The following is a 19,168-nucleotide window of genomic DNA, read 5'->3' on the forward strand; positions in this document are numbered from 1 at the left end:
CGATGCCATGAACGCCGACATCAAGGCCGTCGAGGCGACGGTCCGGACCTATCTCGACGGGCTCTATGAGGGCGATGCCGAGAAGCTCGCGCATGTCTTCCATCCGACCAGCGCGCTGACCACGGCGCGCGACGACGGCGCGATCCAGATCGTCCAGCGCGATGCCTGGCTCGATGCTGTGCGCAACCGGCCGGCACCGCAGGCGGCCGGGATGCAGCGCGACGACCACATCCTGACCATCGATCTCGTCGGGCCGACGCTGGCGCTGGTCAAGGTGAAGTGCCAGATGCCGCCGCGCTATTTCACCGACCTGCTCTCGCTCCTGAAGATCGAGAGCCGCTGGCAGATCGTCCAGAAAGTGTTCATGACGGAGACGCAGGGCGCGTGAGCGGGAAGCTCGCCGAGAACGTCGCCTATTTCGCCCGTGCCCTGCGCGCGGCGGGGCTGCCGGTCGGGCCGGGCGCCGTGGTCGAGGCGATCGCGGCGCTGGAAGGCGGAGCGCTCGGCGGGCGCGACGATGTCTATTGGGCGCTGCACGCGATCTTCGTGAAGAAGCATGAGGACTCACCTCTCTACGATCAGGCCTTCCGACTGTTCTGGCGTCGGCGCAACCTGATCGAGAAGATCATGGCGCAGATGTCGCCGGTCTCGCCGCGCGCCGACAGCCAGCGGGAGAAGGCTGAGGCCGGGGCGCTGCGCGTCGCAGAGGCCTTCGCGCCGCCGCCGCGGGATGACGAGCCGCCGAAGGAGCTGATCGAGTTGACGGCGCGGCTGACCGTCTCCGACCGCGAGATGCTAAAATCGCGCGATTTCGCCCAGATGAGCGCAGCCGAGATCGCACGCGCCAAGCAGTTGATCGCTGAGCTGAGATTGCCCGACGACAGCATCGTGACGCGCCGCTTCCGGCCGGCGCATCGCGGCACGCGCATCGATCCGCGCCGGACCTTCCGGCAGTCGCTGCGCGGCGGGGGCGGCTCGATCGACCTCGCCTTCCGCGAGCGGCGCGAGGTCCATCCGCCGGTCGTGGCACTGGTCGATATCTCCGGCTCGATGGCGGAGTATTCGCGCATCTTCCTGCATTTCCTGCATGCGCTGACCGAGAAGCGCCGGCGCGTGCATTCTTTCGTCTTCGGCACGCGCCTGACCAATGTCACGCGGATGCTGCGGGCGCGCGACCCTGACGAGGCGCTGGCGCTCGCCGGAAAGGCCGCACCGGACTGGGAGGGCGGCACGCGCATCGCGACGGCGCTGCATGATTTCAACCGGGTCTGGTCGCGGCGCGTGCTGGCGGGCGGAGCGATCGTGCTGCTCTTCACCGATGGGCTGGAGCGGCATCTCGACGACAGCCTCGGCTTCGAGATGGACCGGCTGCACCGCTCCTGCCGGCAGCTCGTCTGGCTGAACCCGCTCTTGCGTTATGACGCCTTCGCGGCGCGGGCGAGCGGCATCCGGGCGATGCTGCCCCATGTCGACTCGTTCCGGCCGATTCACAACCTTGCGGCGATGGCCGATCTCTGCGCCGCGTTGTCGCTGGATGCAGGGCGGGAGAGCGATCCGCGCCTGTGGTTGAAACGGGCGGGTTGAGGCATGATGTTTTGCTCGCGAGCCCTCATCCTGAGGAGCGATCGTAGATCGCGTCTCGAAGGATGTTCCAGAGTTCGCTAGAACATCCTTCGAGACGCCGCTGCGCGGCTCCTCAGGATGAGGGCTGAGATAGGACGCCGACCATGATCAGCACCGAAACCGACATCCTGCGCGCTGCCGAGGATTGGGCGCGCAGCGGACGCGGCGTCGCCATCGCGACCGTGGTCGAGACCTGGGGCTCGGCGCCGCGCCCGGTCGGCTCGCATCTCGTCATCGACGGCGAGGGGAATTTCCTCGGCTCTGTCTCTGGCGGCTGCGTCGAGGGCGCCGTGGTGGCGGAAGCCGCCGATGTCATCTCCGACGGCAAGGCGCGGATGCTGGAATTCGGCGTCGCGGACGAGACGGCCTGGCAGGTCGGGCTTTCCTGCGGCGGGCGCATCAAGGTCTATGTCGAGAAGGTGAACTGAGATGGCCTCCTGGGAAACCCTTGTCGCCTTCGCGACGGTGACCATCCTCGTCGCCTATTTTCCGGGGCCGGCGCTGCTCTACACCGCCGCCCAGACGATCAGCCATGGTCGCAAGGCCGGACTGATGGCGATGCTCGGCATCCATCTCGGCTGCTACCTGCATGTCTTCGCCGCGGCCTTCGGGCTGTCGGCCGTGTTCAAGCATGTGCCTGAACTCTACATGGCCGTGAAGATCGCGGGCGCGCTCTACCTGATCTGGATCGGCATCGGCATGATCCGCTCGCGCATGGGCTCGCCCGACCAGCCGGTCGCGCCGCCCAAGACGGTGAAGCGCGCGCTGCTCGATTCCTTCATCGTCGAGATCCTGAACCCCAAGGTCGCGCTGTTCTTCATCGCTCTGCTGCCGCAGTTCGTCGATCCGGCCGCTGCGCTGCCGGTCTGGGTGCAGTTCCTGATCCTCGGTACGATCGTGAATTTCGCCTTCTCCTCGGCCGATCTCGTGACGGTCTTCGGTGCCTCGCTCGTCGTCGGTGCGATGAAAAAGACCAAGGCGAGCTTCGCCTTCGGGCGCTGGATCGGTGGCTCGCTAATGATCGCGCTCGGCCTGAAGCTCGCGACGGACAGGGGTTGAGCGGTGGAGCTTTCGACCCTCGCTGCGCTCAATGAAGAGCGGCAGGCGCGCCGTGCTGCCGTGCTGGTGAGCGATCTCGCTACGGGCACGCAGCGCCTGGTGAAGCAGGCGGCGATCGGCGGCGATCCGCTGGCGGAGCTGCTGGAGCGGCAATTGCGCTCCGGCAAGAGCGGCATGGTCGAGGCGGAGGGCACATCCTATTTCCTGACCGTGCAGGCGCCGCATCCGCGCGTGGTGGTGACCGGTGCGGTTCATATCTCGCAGGCGATGGCGCCGATGGCGAAGGTGCTCGATCTCGATCTGATTGTGATCGATCCGCGCAGCGCCTTCGCCACGCCCGAGCGTTTTCCAGGGGTGACGTTGCTCGCCGAATGGCCGGAGGAAGCGATCGGCCGGATCGGGCTCGATGCCTACACCGCCTTCGTCGCGCTGACCCATGATCCGAAGATCGACGATCCCGGCCTCGTCGCGGCGCTGCGCTCGGACTGCTTCTATGTCGGTGCTCTGGGTAGCCGGAAGACCCATGGCCGGAGACTGGAGCGATTGGCGGAAGCCGGCTTCGACGAGACGGCGACGGCGCGCATCCATGCACCGATCGGGCTCGATATCGGCGCGGTCTCGCCGGCTGAGATCGCGCTCGCGATCCTGGCCGAGATCGTCCAGACGCTGCGCGGCCCGCGCCGCAAGCCGGCCTGAGGCGAGGCGATGAAATTCGGACCAATCGCCATCGCCGATGCCGTTGGCAGCATCGCGGCACATACCATCCGTGCCGACGCGACCATCGTGAAGAAGGGCGCGACCGTCACCGCGGAACTGGCGGCAAAGCTAGCCGAGGCCGGGATCGCAGAGATCGTCGCGGTTCGGCTGGAGCCCGGGGATATCGATGAGAACGCCGCGGCGGCGCGACTGGCCGAGCGGATGGTCGGCGATGCGATTGCGGCGGAGCTGCCCTTTACCGGGCGGGTCAACATGTTTGCGACCCAGGCGGGCGTGCTGCGCATCGACGTCGCGGCGATCGATGCCTTCAATGCAGTGGACGAGGCGATCACGGTCGCGACCCTGCCGGCACTGAAGGCCGTCGTCGCAGGCGAACTCGTCGCCACCGTGAAGATCATCCCCTATGCCGTGCCGCAGGCGATGGTGGAGCAGGCGCTCGACGCGCTCGGCAACACGCCGCCCGTCTCGGTCGCGGCCTACCGCCCCTCCAATGTCGCGGTGATTTCGACGCTGCTGCCGGGGCTGAAGCCGAGCGTCGTCGACAAGACCCTGCGCATCATGCGCGATCGGCTGGAGCCGGCAGAGGCCGTGCTGGCGGCGGACAAGCGCGTGCCTCATGCGGCCGAGCCCCTGGCCGTGGCGATCGCCGAGCAGGCGGCCGGGGCGGCGGATATCATCGTCGTCTTCGGCGCCTCCGCCATCACCGACCGACGCGACGTGATCCCGCAGGCGCTGGTCGAGGCCGGCGGCGAGGTCGAGTATCTCGGCATGCCGGTCGATCCCGGCAACCTGCTGATGCTCGGCCGCATTGCCGGAAAGCCGGTGATCGGCGCGCCGGGCTGCGCGCGCTCGCCCAAGGAAAACAGCTTCGACTGGGTGCTGCAGCGCCATCTCGCAGGTGTCCCCGTCGGACGCAGCGATGTCCAGAAGATGGGTGTCGGCGGGTTGCTGATGGAGATCGTCTCGCGCCCGCAGCCGCGTGCTCCGGGTTCCGCAGAGGGTGGCCCGCTGGCGGGGATCGTGCTGGCGGCGGGACAATCGACGCGGATGGGCGCGGAGAACAAGCTGCTCCAGCCTCTGCGCGGTAAGCCGATCCTGCGCCATGCGGTGGAGGCGCAGCTCGAAGCGGGGCTCAATCCCGTTATCGTCGTGACCGGCCACCAGCGCGCGGAGGTCGAAGCGGTGCTGTCGGAGCTGCCGGTACAGCTCGTGCATAATCCCGACTACGCATCCGGGCTGGCCGGGTCGCTCAAGGCCGGCGTGGCGGCGCTGCCGCCAGGGGCCGCAGCGGCCGTGATCTCGCTCGGCGACATGCCGAATGTCACGCCTTCGGTGATCGAACGCCTGACGGATGCGCATCGCGCGCGGCCCGAGGCGCTGGCGGCCGTGCCGACCCTGTTCGGCCAGCGCGGCAATCCGGTGCTGCTCGCGCGCGCGATCTTCCCGGCCGTTTCACTCTTGAGCGGCGATCGGGGCGCGCGGCGGCTGCTCGACGAAGCGGGGGAACGTGTCGTCGATGTACCCTTCGAGGATCCCGCCATCGCCATCGATGTCGACACGCCGGAGGCTTTGAAGGCCTTGCGCGGTTGAGGGCGGGGGCGAAACCTTCGTTCCGGGCTGCTGATGTTCAGTCTCAGCTGTTCTGCACCGCGCCCTTGTCATTCCGGGGTGCGCCGGAGGCGCGAACCCGGAACCCACGACTGGGTGAGACATTCCGAGCCTCTTGCAGGCGTTTCGTCCGGTCGTGGGTTCCGGGTTCTTCGCTCCGCGAAGCCCCGGAATGACAAGTGTGGCGCAGGTCGGAAACGACTAGGTCGTTCTCCCCGCTCTCAGCGCTGCCAGTGCAGTCCGAGCGTGCCGTAATATTCGGAGGGTCGATTGCTCGTCGACTGGAGACCGCCGGACAGGCGCCATTCCAACCCGAGGAAGCGCAGGCCGGTGAGGTGCAGGCCGAGGCGCAGTTTGCGATAGTCGCGTTCGCGATAGGCCTCGAATTCCGGTCCGACATGGAAACCGGCCGGCACCTGCCAGCCCGGCGCGACGCGCGCCCAGAGGCGCCCGTTGACTGTCGATAGATAGGCGTTGGCCTGGACGATCATCCCCGGCGTCGGAACGATCCAGAGGTCAGCCTGTACCCTGGCCCCGTAGCGGGTGGCGATGAAGGAAGGGCCGAAAGCCTCGACCCGCTGTTCGCTTTCGACATCCGAGCCGGCGTAAAGCGCGAGAAAGCTGCTCCCGACACGCCATTCATAGCCAAGCAGAGCCTGGGTTTCGCTCTTGTAGGTGACGCCGTGCGGTTTGCGGCGACGGGTCTCTTCCTGCGAGCCGCCGGCCTTCACGAAGAGGCGGAAGCCGCTGCCGGTCAGGCTTCCGCCCAGCGCGCGCTTCATGCCGACCGAGAGGAAGCTCTTTGTCGGCCCGGCTTCCATGGAGCCGAAGATGACCATCGAGAGCGGGGTGCGTTCGGGCTCGTTCTCCTCGGCGCCGGCGGTGCAGATCGGGGCGGCGGCGAAGCTCATCGCCAGCCCGGCCAGTCCGGCCTTGCCCACCCGGTACGCCACGCACGCCCCCACGCCCGCCGCTGCGCACGCTGCCTCTCCGGCAACCTGCCTCAGGATTGCAGCAGTTTGTCAGTAGGCTGGCAAGCCTTTGTTAACCAGGCGGGAGCAGGCTCGATCTGTCCGGCAAAGCTTTCAGTCCGTAACGGAGGGGAGGTGGCGATGGTTTCGACCGATTTCATACGGCAACTCGAAGGCTATGGGCTGACCACGGCGACGATCCTCTATCGGATGCCGGATCATCTCAGCGTCCTCCAGACCTATATCTGGCAGCAGTACGACCTGGCACCTCGCTTTCCCATCCTCCAGGACTTCCTGGCGTTCTGGAAGCGGGAACTGGACGGGCCGCTCCACTCCGTCACGGTTGCCCATTCACGCCTGATCAGGCCGGCGGAAATCCGCACTGTGAACGGCGTGCTGACGCTGCATTGAGCGCTTCGAGAGTGCGCCGGTCCTGAGCCACGGGCATTGAAAGCCTGCGTCCGGCTCGCTTGTTGGCGGACGCCGGAGCGTGCTAGGCGGGCGTCTCCGCTTCGGCACGGCCTTCTCCCTTGTCATCTCCCTTGCGTACATCCGGACTTCTGACGGCGCTGGCGGGTCTGCCCGGAGAGCGTATCGCCGTCAGCACGATTGTCGCCGCGCTGCAGGACCGGGCCTATGCGCTGCTCGTCGTGCTGCTCGGCCTGCCGAACTGCCTGCCGATGCCGCCTCCGATCCCGCTGGTCTGTGGCCTGGTGCTCGCCTTCGTCGCCGTGCAGATGCTGACCGGGCGGCGGATGCCATGGCTACCGCAGGCGCTGCTCAAGCGCAGCATCGGCAAGCCCGAGCTCAACCGGGCGGTGGCGAGAGCGCTGCCGGCGCTCACCTGGCTGGAACGTTTCTCGCAGCCGCGCCTGACCTTGCTGGGCGGCGCCTGGGCGATCCCGGTGCTGGGGCTCGTGATCCTGGTCCTGGCGCTCGGCCTGATCGTCGCCGCGCCCTTCATCGGCCAGATCCCGCTCGGACTTGCGGTCTGCCTTGTCGGGCTCGGCCTCGTCGAGCGGGACGGGGTGCTGATCATCATCGGCGCCGCGGTCGGCGCTGTCGGCCTGCTGCTCAGCGCGGGCTTCGCCTACGCGATCTTCAGCGGCATCCACGAGCTGTTCTTCTGAAGGTCTGCCGCCCGTCCGGCTCGTGGGTCGTCAGGCGGCGGCGAGGATTTCGGCGAAGGGATTGTCCAGGCGAAGCAGGCGGTCGATCTCGCTCGCGGGCACGGCCTTGGAGAACAGGAAGCCCTGCAATTCGTGGCAACCGATCGCCTGCAGGAAGCGGTGCTGCTCGGCGGTCTCGACGCCCTCGGCGCAGACCCGCAGGCAAAGAGCGCGGCCGAGATGGGCCATCGAATGGACGAGGATCGCGGATTCGCCTGTTGATTCCATGTATTCGAGGAAAGAGCGGTCGATCTTGATCTTGTCGAAGGCAAAGCGTCGCAGATAGATCAGGCTCGAATAGCCGGTTCCGAAATCGTCGAGCGCGAGGCCGACGCCATGGGCCCGGATGTCCATCATGGCGGCTTCCGCCGCATCGGCATCCTCGATCAGAACGCCTTCGGTCAGTTCGAGCTCGAGCTGGGCCGGATCGAAATCCGTTTCCTCGATGGTGCGGATGACGTTGGCGACGAAATCCTTGTGGCGGAACTGGATTGGCGAGACGTTGACCGCGAGGCGGATGCCCTTCCAGCGCCTGGCCTCGGTGCAGGCGCGGCGAAGCACCCATTCGCTCAGCGGTACGATCAGGCCGCGTTCCTCGGCGATGGCGATGAAGTCCGAGGGCGGGATCATGCCATGGGCCGGATGCTGCCAGCGCACCAGCGCCTCGACGCCGACGATGGTCGATCCGTCGACGGAGACCTGAGGCTGGTAGTGCAGCATCAACTGGTCGTTGTCGATGGCGTGGCGCAGGTCGTCCTCGACCATGCGCTTCAGCTGCATCGAGCGGTTCATCTGCGATTCGAAGAAGGCATAGCGGTTGCGGCCGCTGTTCTTGGCCTCGTAGAGCGCGGTATCCGCGAGCTTCAGCAGGGCTTCGCGGCTGGTGCCATCGCGCGGCGCCATGGCGATGCCGATCGAGGAACCGATCGTGACCTCGGCGCCGGTGATGGTGAACGGCTCGGTGAGGCTGGCGAGGATGCGCTCGCCGAGCGCAGCGCAGCCGGCTGGCGTCGCGGAATGGGTCTGGATGATGCCGAACTCGTCGCCGCCCAGTCGGGCGACGGTGTCGCCGACATGCACGGCAGCGGAGAGGCGGACCGCGACCTGGCGGATGAGTTCGTCGCCGGCGGTGTGGCCATAGGTGTCGTTGACGGCCTTGAAGCGGTCGAGGTCGATCAGCAGCACGGCAAGGCTCGGGCCGTCGTCGTCCTGGATATGGGCGAGCGTCTGGTCGAGCGTCAGGTCGAAGCTGCGGCGGTTCGGCAGCAGCGAGAGTTCGTCCTGGCCTGCGAGGCGCTGGATCTGGCGCTCGCGCAGCTCGATCTGCTCGGCCGAGGCGCGCAGGCGCTGGACGACGAAGACGAAGATCGCGGAAAACAGTACGGCAACCGCGATGAGAGCCCAGAGGAAACGGCGCAGCATGACGTCGCCGGGGCGCGCGGGAGACCAGGTCAGCCAGGCGCCGATCTTGCCGTCGGCGGCGCGCAGGCCCAGCTTCGACAGCGGCTCGGCAGGCGGCGTCGTTACCAGCCGGATATCGGTGACGCGGTTGCGCTCGGCCAGATCGGAGAGCAGGGCGCTCGACAGGTGCCGGTAGGCGACGAAGGATAGCGGCGCCGAGCCGTTTTCGGAGCTGAACGTGGCGATGCGCGACAGGTCGATCACCGTCAGCATCAGGGCTTCGTCGCCATCCGTGGTGATGGTCGAGCGGGCTGCGCCGAACCGGGGCGCAGCGTCATCGCCGATGACGGGGGCGAAAGAACTCTTAACGCCACGCTGCAGCGCCTCGATGCGATGCGGACTCTCGTGCTTCAGGTGGTCCGTTGTGGTCGAGTTTTCGACCCATGCCAGCACGGTTTCGCCGGTTCCGCTGATATAGGCGCCGTCGAAATCCATCAGCTGCCTGCTCAGGCGCTGGAGCGCGGCCTGCAGGGTGGCGGCCGATCCGGGTTGCTGCAAGGTTTCAGACAGGTCGCCGGCGCTGATGAGCCGTTCCAGCCTCAACTCGCTCAACTTGATCTGGGCGCTGACGGCGGCTTCGATGCGCTCGCCCTGGCGCTGCGCCTCGAGACGGTTGGCTTCGCGGGTGATCGCAACCACAACGCCGATCCCGGCGGCCATGAGCAGCAGGAAGGCGCAGCCCAGAGTCACCACAGTGCTCGCGAACATGCGAGCGGAGGAGCCCGCATTCGTCATCTTCGCGGCATTGAATGCGGGCATTATGCGTCCAGGGGTAGTCTTCGTGCTGCGACTTAATGCCTGAATTATTGACATCCCGTTGCCTGCCACGGGTTTTCAGGCAGTCAAGTCCCTGAAGGCGCATAGGGTGGGCGCGGAATAGCCATATGTGCGGCCCTGAGCGCCGCTGACCAGCGCTCGCGCAAATCGTGGAAATAGGGCTCGCCGGCCTCGATCCGGCGATTGAGTTCGAAATCGTCGGCGTCGCGCCGGATGACGAGGAGATCGATCGGTAGGCCGACCCCGAGATTCGAGCGCATGGTCGAATCCATCGAAATCAGTCCGACCTTCAAGGCATCGTAGAGATGAGTCTTGTAGGTGACGGCGCGGTCGAGGATCGGCTTGCCGTACTTATGCTCGCCGATCTGCAGGAACGGGGAGTCGATGCCGCATTCGATGAAGTTGCCGGCGCTGTAGACCATGAAGAGGCGCATCGGCTGCCCCTTGATCTGGCCGCCGAACAGCATGCCGATCTCGAATTTGACGCCGGCATCCTCCAGCGCCGGGCCGTCGATGTCGCGAACATGGCGGATGCAGCGGCCGACGAGCTGGGCCGCCCTGAACATCGAGCCGGCGTTCTGCAGCGTGTCCATCTCGCCGGTATCGGGATTCGGCAGCCCTTCGTGCAGGAAGCTCACCACCGACTGGGTGATCGAGAGATTGCCGGCGGTCATCAGGCCGAAATTGCGGTCGCCCGGCCAGTTGAAGACATGGAGCTTGCGAAAGGTCGAGATGTCGTCGAGCCCGGCATTGGTGCGGGTGTCGGCGATCATGACGAGCCCGTCCTGCACGAGGATTCCGGCGCAATAGGTCACGGGTCTCAGTCCCTGTCTTCAAGAGCCATTCAGCAATTCTTCGAATCACCCAACAGCTTCATCTTCCTGTCTATTGCATCTTTTCCCCGCGAACCGATGTCCACCTCGCTCGAAAATGCTCCGGGCCACGTTCACCGGGCGGGGCGGCTATTGATTGGCGAAGCGGGCTTCGGCTTCGCGGGCGCTGACCAGGACATTGAGGTTCTCGCCCTCACCACCCTGGCGCGAGCCGCGGACCGGTGCTGCATCCGCGTAGTCGAGCCCTATGGCAACGCGGACATGCGTGTCGATCGGACATAGCGCATTGGCGCAGTCGAAACCGATCCAGCCATAATCGTCGAGATGGACTTCGGCCCAGGCATGGGCGCCGTTGCCATGCGGCAGGCTGTCGGACTGCGCGACATAGCCCGAGACATAGCGGGCCGGCAGGCCCAGATGCCGGACGCAGGCCATGAAGACATGGGCGACGTCCTGCGCGATCGCCTCGCGTGCCGCAAAGGCTGCGACAGCGCCGACACCCGCGCGGCCGCTGGCCTCGACGCAATCGATGCGATCGCTGACGGCGTTCATCAGCGCGTGCATCCGCGAGAGCGGCGTGCCGGCGCCGGCGGTGACCTCGTCGGCGAAGCTGCGCAGGGCTTCATCCTGCTCGGTGAGGAGCGTGTCGCGGCAATAGACCTCGCAGGGCACGCGCTCCAGGCCGCCGCGGACGGCGCCGGCGAGATCGATCGTCTCGATCAGCCCGTCGATGCGAATGGCGAGCGAGGAGATCGGCCCGTCGGCGTAGAATGAGTGCACGATATTGCCATGGGCATCCTGCGAGGCCCGTAGCCGCCCGTCGACATTCGGTTCGATGCGCCATGACATGACATGCTGGCCGTCATGGTCGCGCGGCGTCAGCCGCAGGATCTGCGTGATATGGCGTGCCGGCTCGGCATAGTCGTAGCCGATCGTGTGGGAGATCCTGATCCGCATGATCCAGTCCGGGGCAGGGTTACGGCAGTCGCGCGGCGAAGATAGGCGAGCGGCTCATTGCAGATACTGCTCGAAGATCGTGTTGCCGAGGCGGTTGTTCTCGGTGATGAACTCCTCGATGAACTCGTGCAGCCCGTGCACGAAGACGTCGTCGATCTGCGTATTGCTGAGACTGGCCAGCGTCTTGCGCGCCTGGCGCTGCGCTGGCCCCTGGCGGCCATAGGCGTCGCCGAGCGAGTCGAGGAAGCGCGAGATATTCTCATAGCAGGCGGCGAGCGAGCGCGGCATGCGCCGGTTCAGCACCAGGAGATCGGCGACGAGGATCGGCTTCACCGCCTCGCGATAGACCCAGTGATAAGCCGTCAGCGCCGAAACCTCGCGCAGCACCGTGGTCCACTGGAAATAGTCCAGCGAGCCGCCGACCTGCTCATCGGCTGGCAGCAGGACATGGTATTTCACGTCGAGGATGCGGGCGGTGTTGTCGGCGCGTTCGAGATAGACGCCGAGCCGCGAGAACCAGTAGCTGTCGTCGCGCAGCATGGTCCGGTAGGCCGAGCCGTCGAAGACCAGCGAGACGTTCTTCACCCAGTCGAGGAAGCGGGCGAACTCCTCGCGGTCCATGCGCTTCTTCTCGAAGCGCTGCAGCTCCAGCCAGGCGCCGTTCAGCGCGTCCCACATCTCCGAGGTCAGCGCGGTACGCACCGCGCGCGCATTCGAGCGAGCCTGGGCGAGGCAGTTGCGGATGGAGGAGGGATTGTCCGGGCTGAAGGTCAGGAAATCGCAGACATTGCGTTCGTTCGCCTCGCCATAGGCCTTGGCGAAGGCCTCCTCGCAGCCGGCGGTGAGGACCGCGCTCTGCCATTCCGTGCCTGCGCCGCCATAGGTCGTCGGCAGATTGGTGAGGCGCGTCGTCGCGTCGAGGATGCGGGCGAGATATTCGGCCCGCTCGACATAGCGGGAAACCCAGTAGAGGCTGTCTGCGGTACGCGAAAGCATGGTCAGCGTGCGCCTTTCCGCGGGATGGCAGGCTGTTTCGGGAGGGCTGGCAAGGAGGCGGCCGAGACTGTCATGCGTCGAGCACCCAGGTGTCCTTCGTGCCGCCGCCCTGGCTGGAATTGACGACGAGCGAGCCTTCCTTGAGCGCGACACGCGTCAGGCCGCCCGGCACGCAGGAGATGCCGTTGGCGCCCGAAAGCACATAGGGCCGCAGGTCGACATGGCGCGGCGCGACGCCGGAGGCGACGAAGGTCGGGCAGGTCGAGAGCGCCAGCGTCGGCTGGGCGATGAAGCCCTCGGGTTGCGCCTTGAGCTTGCGCCGGAAGGTCTCGATCTGGGCCTTGTTGGCGTGCGGGCCGACGAGCATGCCGTAGCCGCCCGAGCCGTTCACCTCCTTGACGACGAGCTTCTCCAGGTTGTCGAGCACATAGGCATTGGCCTCGGGCTCGCGGCAGCGATAGGTCGGGACATTCTTCAGGATCGGCTCCTCGCCGGTGAAGAACTTCACGATCTCCGGCATGTAGCTGTAGACCGCCTTGTCGTCGGCGACGCCGGTGCCGACGGCGTTGGCCAGCGTGACGTTGCCTGCCTTGTAGGCGCCGATGATGCCGGGGACGCCGAGCACGGAATCGCTGCGGAAGGCGAGGGGGTCGATGAAGTCGTCGTCGATGCGCCGGTAGATCACGTCGACGCGCTTCGGCCCCTGGGTCGTGCGCATATAGACGACGTCGTCCTTGACCAGCAGGTCCGAGCCCTCGACCAGCTCGACGCCGAGCTTGTCGGCGAGGAAGGAGTGCTCGTAGAAGGCTGAATTGTACTGGCCGGGTGTCAGCAGGCAGATCGTCGGATCGGAGGAGGCGCTGCGCGGCGCGACCGAGCGCAAGGTCGCCAGCAACTGGTCGGGATAATTATCGACCGGCGCGACGCGATGTGTGGCGAAGAGCTCCGGGAAGAGCCTGAGCATCACCTCGCGGTTCTCCATCATGTAGGAGACGCCGGACGGGGTGCGGGCGTTGTCCTCCAAGACGTAGAACGTATCGGCGTCGACGCGCACCACATCGATGCCGGCGATGTGGCAATAGATGTCGTGCGGGACCTTGAAGTCGACCATTTCGAGCTGGTAGCAGGCGTTGCGATAGACCAGATCGGGCGGAATGATGCCGGCCTTCAGGCATTCCTTGGGGCCGTAGACATCGGCCAGGAACATGTTGAGGGCGGTGACGCGCTGGCGCAGGCCGGCTTCCAGCTTCGTCCATTCCGGCTTGGTCAGCACACGCGGGATGATGTCGAAGGGGATCAGGCGCTCGGTCGATTCCTCGTCGCCATAGACCGCGAAGGTGATGCCGATGCGGCGGAAGAACAGTTCCGCCTGGCTGCGCCTGAGCGCCAGCATCTCGGGCGGGGCTTCCTTCAGCCAGCGATCGAGAGCCTCATAGGCCGGCCTCAGCTCGGCTCCCGAACCGGTCATCTCATCGAATGCAACCATGCAGCCCTCTTCCCCGTTGAAGCCAGCCTATGCGCATTCGCTGGCGTTCGGGAAGAGGGAGAATAGCCGCGCAATTGATCAGGTCTGCCTTTTTCATGGGCAGTATTGATCAGGTACAGTTTACTTGAGTTGATCTTGGCAAAGCTGAGCCAGCCCGCATGAAGCGGCTGTTCCTTCGTCGTGCCGCGCCGGGCGGCCATGCCTAGGCTATTCTTGGACCGAATTCGCGCGGCCGTCCAGCCAGAGGCGCAGGGCTTCCGCGTTGTTCCGATGCTCGTCCTTCGCTGCGTAGAGCAGGACGACCGGGCCCTTCCTGCGCTCGGCGTCGAGCGTCGCAAGCGCCGCCTGCGCCGGCGGGCTGCCGAGCTCGGTCGCATAGGCGGCGCAGAACTCGTCCCAGCGGTCGGGATTGCCATGGAACTCGTGGCGGAGCGCATCGCTGGGCGCGAGATCCCTGAGCCAGAGATCGATCCGGTCCTTCGAGACGCCGCGCGGCCAGAGCCGGTCGACGAGGATGCGGGTGCCGTCGCCGGGGGCAGGTGGATCGTAGACGCGCTTCACCGTGAGTTGCGTCATCAGATCAGTCCGAGGCTGCGGAAACTGGCATGGCCGTCGCGGCCGACGATGATGTGGTCGTGGATGGCGATCCCCAGGGGCTTGGCGATATCGACCAGCTCGCGCGTCATCCGCATGTCGGCGCCCGAGGGCGTCGGGTCGCCGGAGGGGTGGTTGTGCACCAGGATGATCGCGGAGGCCGAGAGTTCGAGCGCTCGCCGCATCACCTCGCGCGGATAGACCGGGGTGTGATCGACCGTGCCGGTCTGCTGGACCTCGTCTACGATGAGGATGTTCTTCTTGTCGAGGAAGAGGATGCGGAACTGCTCGCGTTCGGCGAAGGCCATCGCCATACGGCAATAGTCGAGCACGGAGGACCAGGAGGAGAGGACGGGCCGCTTGCCGACGGCGCCCTTGGCCATGCGCTTCAGCGCCGCCTCGACGATCTTGAGGTCGAGCGCGACGGTTTCGCTGACGCCATCGACCTCTGCCAGGCGCGCAACCGGCGCGCCGAGCACTTCGGCGAAGGAGCCGAAGCGCTGGATCAGCTCCTTGGCCAGCGGCTTGACGTCCCGCCGTGGAATCGAGCGGAAAAGCAGCAGCTCCAGGAATTCGTAGTCCGGTAGCGTCTCGGCACCGGCTTCCTGGAAGCGGGCGCGCAGGCGTTCGCGGTGGCCGTGGTAATGCGGCGTATCGGCAGGGGCAGCGGGCGAGGGCGCTTTGCGCGGTCCCTTACCTGCTCCCTTGCCGATGCCGACGCTCATTTCGCGAGCGGATTGCCGAGGCCGGCGGGCGACAGCGTGAAGATCTCGCAGCCCGTCTCGGTGACGCCGATCTGGTGCTCGAACTGCGCCGAGAGCAAGCGGTCGCGAGTCACCGCGGTCCAGCCGTCGGAGAGCACCTTCACGCCCGGCTTGCCGAGGTTGATCATCGGCTCGATGGTGAAGACCATGCCGGGCTTGAGCAGCACGCCCTCGCCGGGGCTGCCGTAATGCAGGATGTTCGGCGCATCGTGGAAGAGCTGGCCGATGCCGTGGCCGCAGAAATCGCGGACGACCGAGCAGCGCTCGCCTTCCGCATAGCGCTGGATGGCGAAGCCGATATCGCCGGTGGTGGCGCCGGCCCGCACGGCCTTGATGCCGCGCTGGAGGCTCTCATAGGTGATCTCGATCAGGCGCTCGGCCTTTCGCGAGATTTCGCCGACGCCGTACATGCGGCTGGAATCGCCATGCCAGCCGTCGACGATCAGCGTGTAGTCGATATTGAGGATATCGCCCTCGCGCAGCGGCTTGTCGTCGGGAATGCCGTGACAGACGACATGGTTGATCGAGGTGCAGATCGACTTGGTGTAGCCGCGATAGAACAGCGTCGCCGGATAGGCGCCGTTATCCATGGCGAACTGGAAGGCGAGATCGTCGAGGCGCTGCGTCGTAACGCCGGGCTTGACGTAGGAGCCGAGCATGTCGAGCCCCGTGGCCGTCAGCCGGCCGGCCTTGTGCATGGCCGCGAAGGCCTCGGGGCCATGAATCTTGATGGCGGGCTCGCGCGAACGCGAGCGGCCGATGGTGTCTTCGAATGTCATTGCGCGCGGAAAACTCCTCGCCCTCTTATCTATTGCGTTTGGCGGCGCACGCAAGCCGGTTGCCGCGTCCCGGGCAGGGGCGATGCCTGCGCTGCCGCAGGGTCGGTGATGCGCGGGCGATTGTTGTGCTGACGTTAGGGGACTTGTCGCTTTTTTGAGGCAACTTGCCGCCCGAACCTTTCGTCTGCCCGGACAGCTTCCCCTTGGACACATGAAAGCGTCTGTCTCTTTGCTTCCCGCCGACGTTTCCGACCCAACGCTCAGCGCGCTCGACCAGTTGTCGCTCGATCTTGCGATGGCGCGCGGCATCGACGAGGTCATGGAGGTCGTGCGCCGCAACGCGCGCGGGCTCATTGGTGCGGATGGCATCAGCTTCATCCTGCGCGACAACGGCCGCTGCTACTATGCCGATGAGGATGCCATTGCGCCGCTCTGGAAGGGCCAGCGTTTCCCGATGGATACCTGCATTTCCGGCTGGGCGATGCAGCATGGCGAGGTCGTCGTCATCGAGGATATCGACCAGGACGAGCGGATTCCCCAAGAGGCCTATCGCCCGACCTTCGTGCGCAGCCTCGTTATGGTGCCGGTTCGTCAGGATGATCCCGTTGCCGCGATCGGTGCCTATTGGGCACATCGCCATCGGCCATCGCCCGAGGTGGTCCGGGCGTTGAGGCGGATCGCCAACAGCGCGGCGGTTGCGATGACCAACATCGCATTGGTGAACTCGCTTTCGGCGGCGCTGGAAGAGGCGGAGCGAGCGAAACAGGCCATCATCCTGGCCATGGCTTCTCTGGCGGAGACGCGCGACAACGAGACGGCCAACCATGTCCGGCGTACCCAGCACTATCTGCGGGTACTGGCCGAGGGCGCCCGCGAGCGCGGGCTCTTCGCCGGGGAGCTCGACGACGCCACGCTCGATCTGCTGTTCAAATCGGCGCCGCTGCACGATATCGGCAAGGTGGGCATCCCCGACAGCATCCTGCTGAAGCCCGGCCGGCTCGACGACGATGAGCGGGCGACGATGCAGACCCATGCCGAGCTCGGGCGCATTGCCATCGCCGATGCCGAGCGCCATCTCGGTGGTTCCAGCTCCTTCCTGAGGCTCGCCAAGGAGATCGCCCATACCCATCACGAGCGCTGGGATGGGGCAGGCTATCCGCAAGGGCTCGCAGGCGAGAACATCCCGCTCTCAGGGCGGCTGATGGCGATCGCCGATGTCTACGACGCGCTCGTCACGAAGCGGGTCTACAAGGAAGCGATGACGCATGACGAGGCCGTCGCCGTGGTGATGAGCGAGCGCGGCCGGCAGTTCGACCCCCGGCTCGTCGATGTCTTCCTGGAGATCGCTCCCCGTTTCGGCGAGATCCACGCCCGCTTCGCCGACGGGCAGTGAGGTCGCAACCACGACTGGCGCGCGAGCCCGTCGAGGTGTATCAGGCTGGCGCAATGGCCATCATCGAACAGAACCCGGCGGAAGAGCGGCCTTTCGGCGCCTTCGCTCCGAAAGCCTATCTCGCCCGCATCATCGCCCGGACGCGCGCCGCCTCGGACAGTTTCCTCGGGCGCAAGGTCGCCTATGCGCTGCGGCGCCTCGGCCTGCGCTCGCTCGACGGCGCGCCGGTCGACATCGAGTCGCTGGGGGCGAAGATGCGCCTCTATCCGAGCGGCAATGTCTGCGAGAAGCGCGTGCTGTTCACACCGCAATATTTCGATGCGGTCGAGCGGGAGCTGTTGGTCTCACGGCTGCGCGACGGCTTCACCTTCATCGATATCGGCGCGAATATCGGCGCCTATTCGCTCTTTGTCGCGGCCCGGGCCGGACGGGGCGCACGTATCCTCGCGGTCGAGCCGCAGCCCGAGATCTTCGCGCGCCTCGCCTTCAACATCGCGCAGAATCCGTTCGGAACCGTCAAGGCGGTGGCCTGCGCGCTCGCCGACAAGCCCGGCGAGCTGACATTGTTCATCGACCCGACCAATCGCGGGGAATCCAGCGTCCGCATCCTCAATTCGAGCGCCGGAACCTCGGTCAAGGTCCCTGCCATGACCCTGCTCGCGCTGGTCGAAGGCGAGGGCTATGAGCGCATCGATGCGATGAAGCTCGATGTCGAGGGGGCCGAGGACCTGATTCTGGAGCCGTTCCTGCGCGATGCCCCACAGGCGCTCTGGCCGGGCTTCATCGTCATCGAGGATTCGCGCCAGCGCTGGCAGACCGACCTTGTGGGCCTGCTCGAGCGCAGCGGCTACAAGCTCGTCGCACAGACGCGACTCAATTTGGTCTTCGAGCGCAGGCCGGGCTGAGCGCGCGCCTGCGGCATGGCCGGCGCGCCCGTCGCGGCGCTTGAGCGCTTCGCAGGGAAAGCCTAGCTCTTGGCGGAGAGCCAGGAGCGCCGTCATGTCCGTCACCGAAGTCTGTTCCTCCGTCACCATCGTCACGGCCGCGATCCTGGTGATTGGCGACGAGATCCTGTCCGGGCGGACCAAGGACAAGAATATCGGCTACATCGCCGAGTATCTCACCAATATCGGTGTCGATCTGCGAGAGGTGCGGGTCGTGCCTGATGTCTCCGAAGAGATCGTCGCCGCGCTCAATGCGCTGCGCGCCCGCTATACCTATGTCTTCACGACCGGCGGGATCGGCCCGACGCATGACGACATCACGGCTGATGCGGTCGCGGCCGCCTTCGGCGTGACGATCGACCACGATCCGCGCGCCGTCGCGATGCTGTCCGAGCGCTTCTCGCCGGACGAGCTCAACGAAGCCCGGATGCGCATGGCGCGAATCCCGGCGGGAGCCGAGCTGGTCGCCAACGCGATCTCCAAGGCACCGGGCTTCAATATCGGTAACGTTTACGTGATGGCGGGCGTGCCCGCGATCATGCAGGCGATGCTCGACGTCATCGGCCCGACGCTGCGGACGGGAGCGAAAATGCTGTCCGATACGGTGCAAACCGGGCTGCGGGAGGGCGATATCGGTGGTCCGCTGGCAGAGATCGCCAATGCCCACCCGGCGGTTTCGATCGGCTCGTATCCGTTCTGGTCGGAAACCGGTCCCGATACCAATATCGTCGTCAGGTCACGCGACGCGGGGAAACTACTCGCTGCAATGGCTGCTGTGAAAGCCATGGTTGCTGCGGAAAAGCAGAAACGGCTCTGAAGAAAGTTTATTCTACAACTTTTGCGGTTTTTGTACAATTTTACGGAGCGTTTGTGTTTTTAAAAGTCTCGATCTAATCTTCATGTGCCTTTTTGGTATGTCTTATAAATATGGCATATCGTTTTCGTTGTAATTTTCTGCTATCAATTGAGTATATTGTAGGCATAAACTAATCATAAACAAGTTTTGGGAGACATTCGGGCGTGGCCGGAAAGCATTC

General features: G+C 65.7%; 20 protein-coding genes. 11 read left to right on the top strand and 9 right to left on the bottom strand.

All coding sequences use genetic code 11. The features are described from left to right. Positions 1-7 precede the first annotated feature (7 nt). From ACODTJ_RS22200 to ACODTJ_RS22225, 6 genes are all read left to right on the top strand, one after another. Positions 8-388, top strand: a complete 381-nt coding sequence (locus ACODTJ_RS22200; protein ID WP_454656421.1) for a nuclear transport factor 2 family protein — start codon at positions 8-10, stop codon at positions 386-388. After that, positions 385-1,584 carry a vWA domain-containing protein gene (locus ACODTJ_RS22205; protein ID WP_454656422.1) on the top strand — a complete coding sequence of 400 codons (1,200 nt, stop codon included), beginning with the start codon at positions 385-387 and terminating at the stop codon, positions 1,582-1,584. The genes ACODTJ_RS22200 and ACODTJ_RS22205 overlap by 4 nt, the downstream gene beginning before the upstream one ends. A 143-nt stretch (positions 1,585-1,727) precedes the next feature. Continuing rightward, entirely contained in the window at positions 1,728-2,051 is a 324-nt protein-coding gene (locus ACODTJ_RS22210) for an XdhC family protein (RefSeq protein ID WP_454656423.1), read from the top strand. 1 nt (position 2,052) lies between these two features. Then, a complete protein-coding gene (locus ACODTJ_RS22215) occupies positions 2,053-2,682 on the top strand; it encodes a LysE family translocator (RefSeq protein ID WP_454656424.1) in 630 nt (209 codons plus the stop codon). 3 nt (positions 2,683-2,685) lie between these two features. Further along, positions 2,686-3,378, top strand: coding sequence for an XdhC family protein (locus tag ACODTJ_RS22220; protein WP_454656425.1), 693 nt, complete (start codon positions 2,686-2,688; stop codon positions 3,376-3,378). A gap of 9 nt (positions 3,379-3,387) precedes the next feature. After that, on the top strand, positions 3,388-4,989 hold the full coding sequence (locus tag ACODTJ_RS22225; protein WP_488850078.1) for an NTP transferase domain-containing protein: 1,602 nt from the start codon (positions 3,388-3,390) through the stop codon (positions 4,987-4,989). Positions 4,990-5,228: 239 nt separating this feature from the next. Here the strand turns inward: ACODTJ_RS22225 and bcsS are convergent, their stop codons facing one another. After that, positions 5,229-5,960, bottom strand: a complete 732-nt coding sequence (gene bcsS / locus ACODTJ_RS22230; RefSeq protein ID WP_454656427.1) for a cellulose biosynthesis protein BcsS — start codon at positions 5,958-5,960, stop codon at positions 5,229-5,231. A 159-nt stretch (positions 5,961-6,119) separates the two neighbouring features. Here bcsS and ACODTJ_RS22235 point away from each other — a divergent pair, with 159 nt between their 5' ends. After that, the gene (locus tag ACODTJ_RS22235) at positions 6,120-6,389 is read left to right on the top strand and encodes an usg protein (RefSeq protein WP_454656428.1); all 270 of its coding nucleotides are present in this window, start codon (positions 6,120-6,122) and stop codon (positions 6,387-6,389) included. A gap of 131 nt (positions 6,390-6,520) precedes the next feature. Next, the gene (locus tag ACODTJ_RS22240) at positions 6,521-7,108 is read left to right on the top strand and encodes an exopolysaccharide biosynthesis protein (protein ID WP_454656429.1); all 588 of its coding nucleotides are present in this window, start codon (positions 6,521-6,523) and stop codon (positions 7,106-7,108) included. Between the two features lie 30 nt (positions 7,109-7,138). Here ACODTJ_RS22240 and ACODTJ_RS22245 read toward each other — a convergent pair whose 3' ends face one another. The 8 genes from ACODTJ_RS22245 to map form a co-directional block, all read right to left on the bottom strand. Further along, a complete protein-coding gene (locus ACODTJ_RS22245) occupies positions 7,139-9,367 on the bottom strand; it encodes a putative bifunctional diguanylate cyclase/phosphodiesterase (RefSeq protein ID WP_488850081.1) in 2,229 nt (742 codons plus the stop codon). An 83-nt stretch (positions 9,368-9,450) separates the two neighbouring features. Then, positions 9,451-10,200 carry a proteasome-type protease gene (locus tag ACODTJ_RS22250; RefSeq protein ID WP_454656431.1) on the bottom strand — a complete coding sequence of 250 codons (750 nt, stop codon included), beginning with the start codon at positions 10,198-10,200 and terminating at the stop codon, positions 9,451-9,453. A 147-nt stretch (positions 10,201-10,347) separates the two neighbouring features. Beyond that, a complete protein-coding gene (locus ACODTJ_RS22255) occupies positions 10,348-11,175 on the bottom strand; it encodes a transglutaminase family protein (protein WP_454656432.1) in 828 nt (275 codons plus the stop codon). Between the two features lie 54 nt (positions 11,176-11,229). Beyond that, entirely contained in the window at positions 11,230-12,171 is a 942-nt protein-coding gene (locus ACODTJ_RS22260) for an alpha-E domain-containing protein (RefSeq protein ID WP_454656433.1), read from the bottom strand. A gap of 70 nt (positions 12,172-12,241) precedes the next feature. Then, positions 12,242-13,657 (bottom strand): circularly permuted type 2 ATP-grasp protein, encoded by a 1,416-nt coding sequence (locus ACODTJ_RS22265; protein ID WP_454656434.1) that lies wholly within the window; start codon positions 13,655-13,657, stop codon positions 12,242-12,244. Between the two features lie 207 nt (positions 13,658-13,864). Further along, complete coding sequence (locus ACODTJ_RS22270; protein ID WP_454656435.1) at positions 13,865-14,233, bottom strand: DUF488 domain-containing protein; 369 nt, start codon at positions 14,231-14,233, stop codon at positions 13,865-13,867. Beyond that, positions 14,233-14,976, bottom strand: coding sequence for a RadC family protein (gene radC / locus ACODTJ_RS22275; protein ID WP_454656436.1), 744 nt, complete (start codon positions 14,974-14,976; stop codon positions 14,233-14,235). The genes ACODTJ_RS22270 and radC overlap by 1 nt, the downstream gene beginning before the upstream one ends. After that, positions 14,973-15,794 carry a type I methionyl aminopeptidase gene (gene map / locus ACODTJ_RS22280; protein WP_454656437.1) on the bottom strand — a complete coding sequence of 274 codons (822 nt, stop codon included), beginning with the start codon at positions 15,792-15,794 and terminating at the stop codon, positions 14,973-14,975. The genes radC and map overlap by 4 nt, the downstream gene beginning before the upstream one ends. Positions 15,795-16,023: 229 nt before the next feature. Here map and ACODTJ_RS22285 point away from each other — a divergent pair, with 229 nt between their 5' ends. From ACODTJ_RS22285 to ACODTJ_RS22295, 3 genes are all read left to right on the top strand, one after another. Then, on the top strand, positions 16,024-17,187 hold the full coding sequence (locus tag ACODTJ_RS22285; RefSeq protein ID WP_454656438.1) for an HD-GYP domain-containing protein: 1,164 nt from the start codon (positions 16,024-16,026) through the stop codon (positions 17,185-17,187). 53 nt (positions 17,188-17,240) lie between these two features. Beyond that, positions 17,241-18,092, top strand: a complete 852-nt coding sequence (locus ACODTJ_RS22290) for an FkbM family methyltransferase (RefSeq protein WP_454656439.1) — start codon at positions 17,241-17,243, stop codon at positions 18,090-18,092. Positions 18,093-18,186: 94 nt separating this feature from the next. Continuing rightward, a complete protein-coding gene (locus tag ACODTJ_RS22295) occupies positions 18,187-18,948 on the top strand; it encodes a competence/damage-inducible protein A (protein ID WP_454656440.1) in 762 nt (253 codons plus the stop codon). Positions 18,949-19,168: the final 220 nt, after the last annotated feature.

Source organism: Allobosea sp. FG18 (assembly GCF_057809495.1).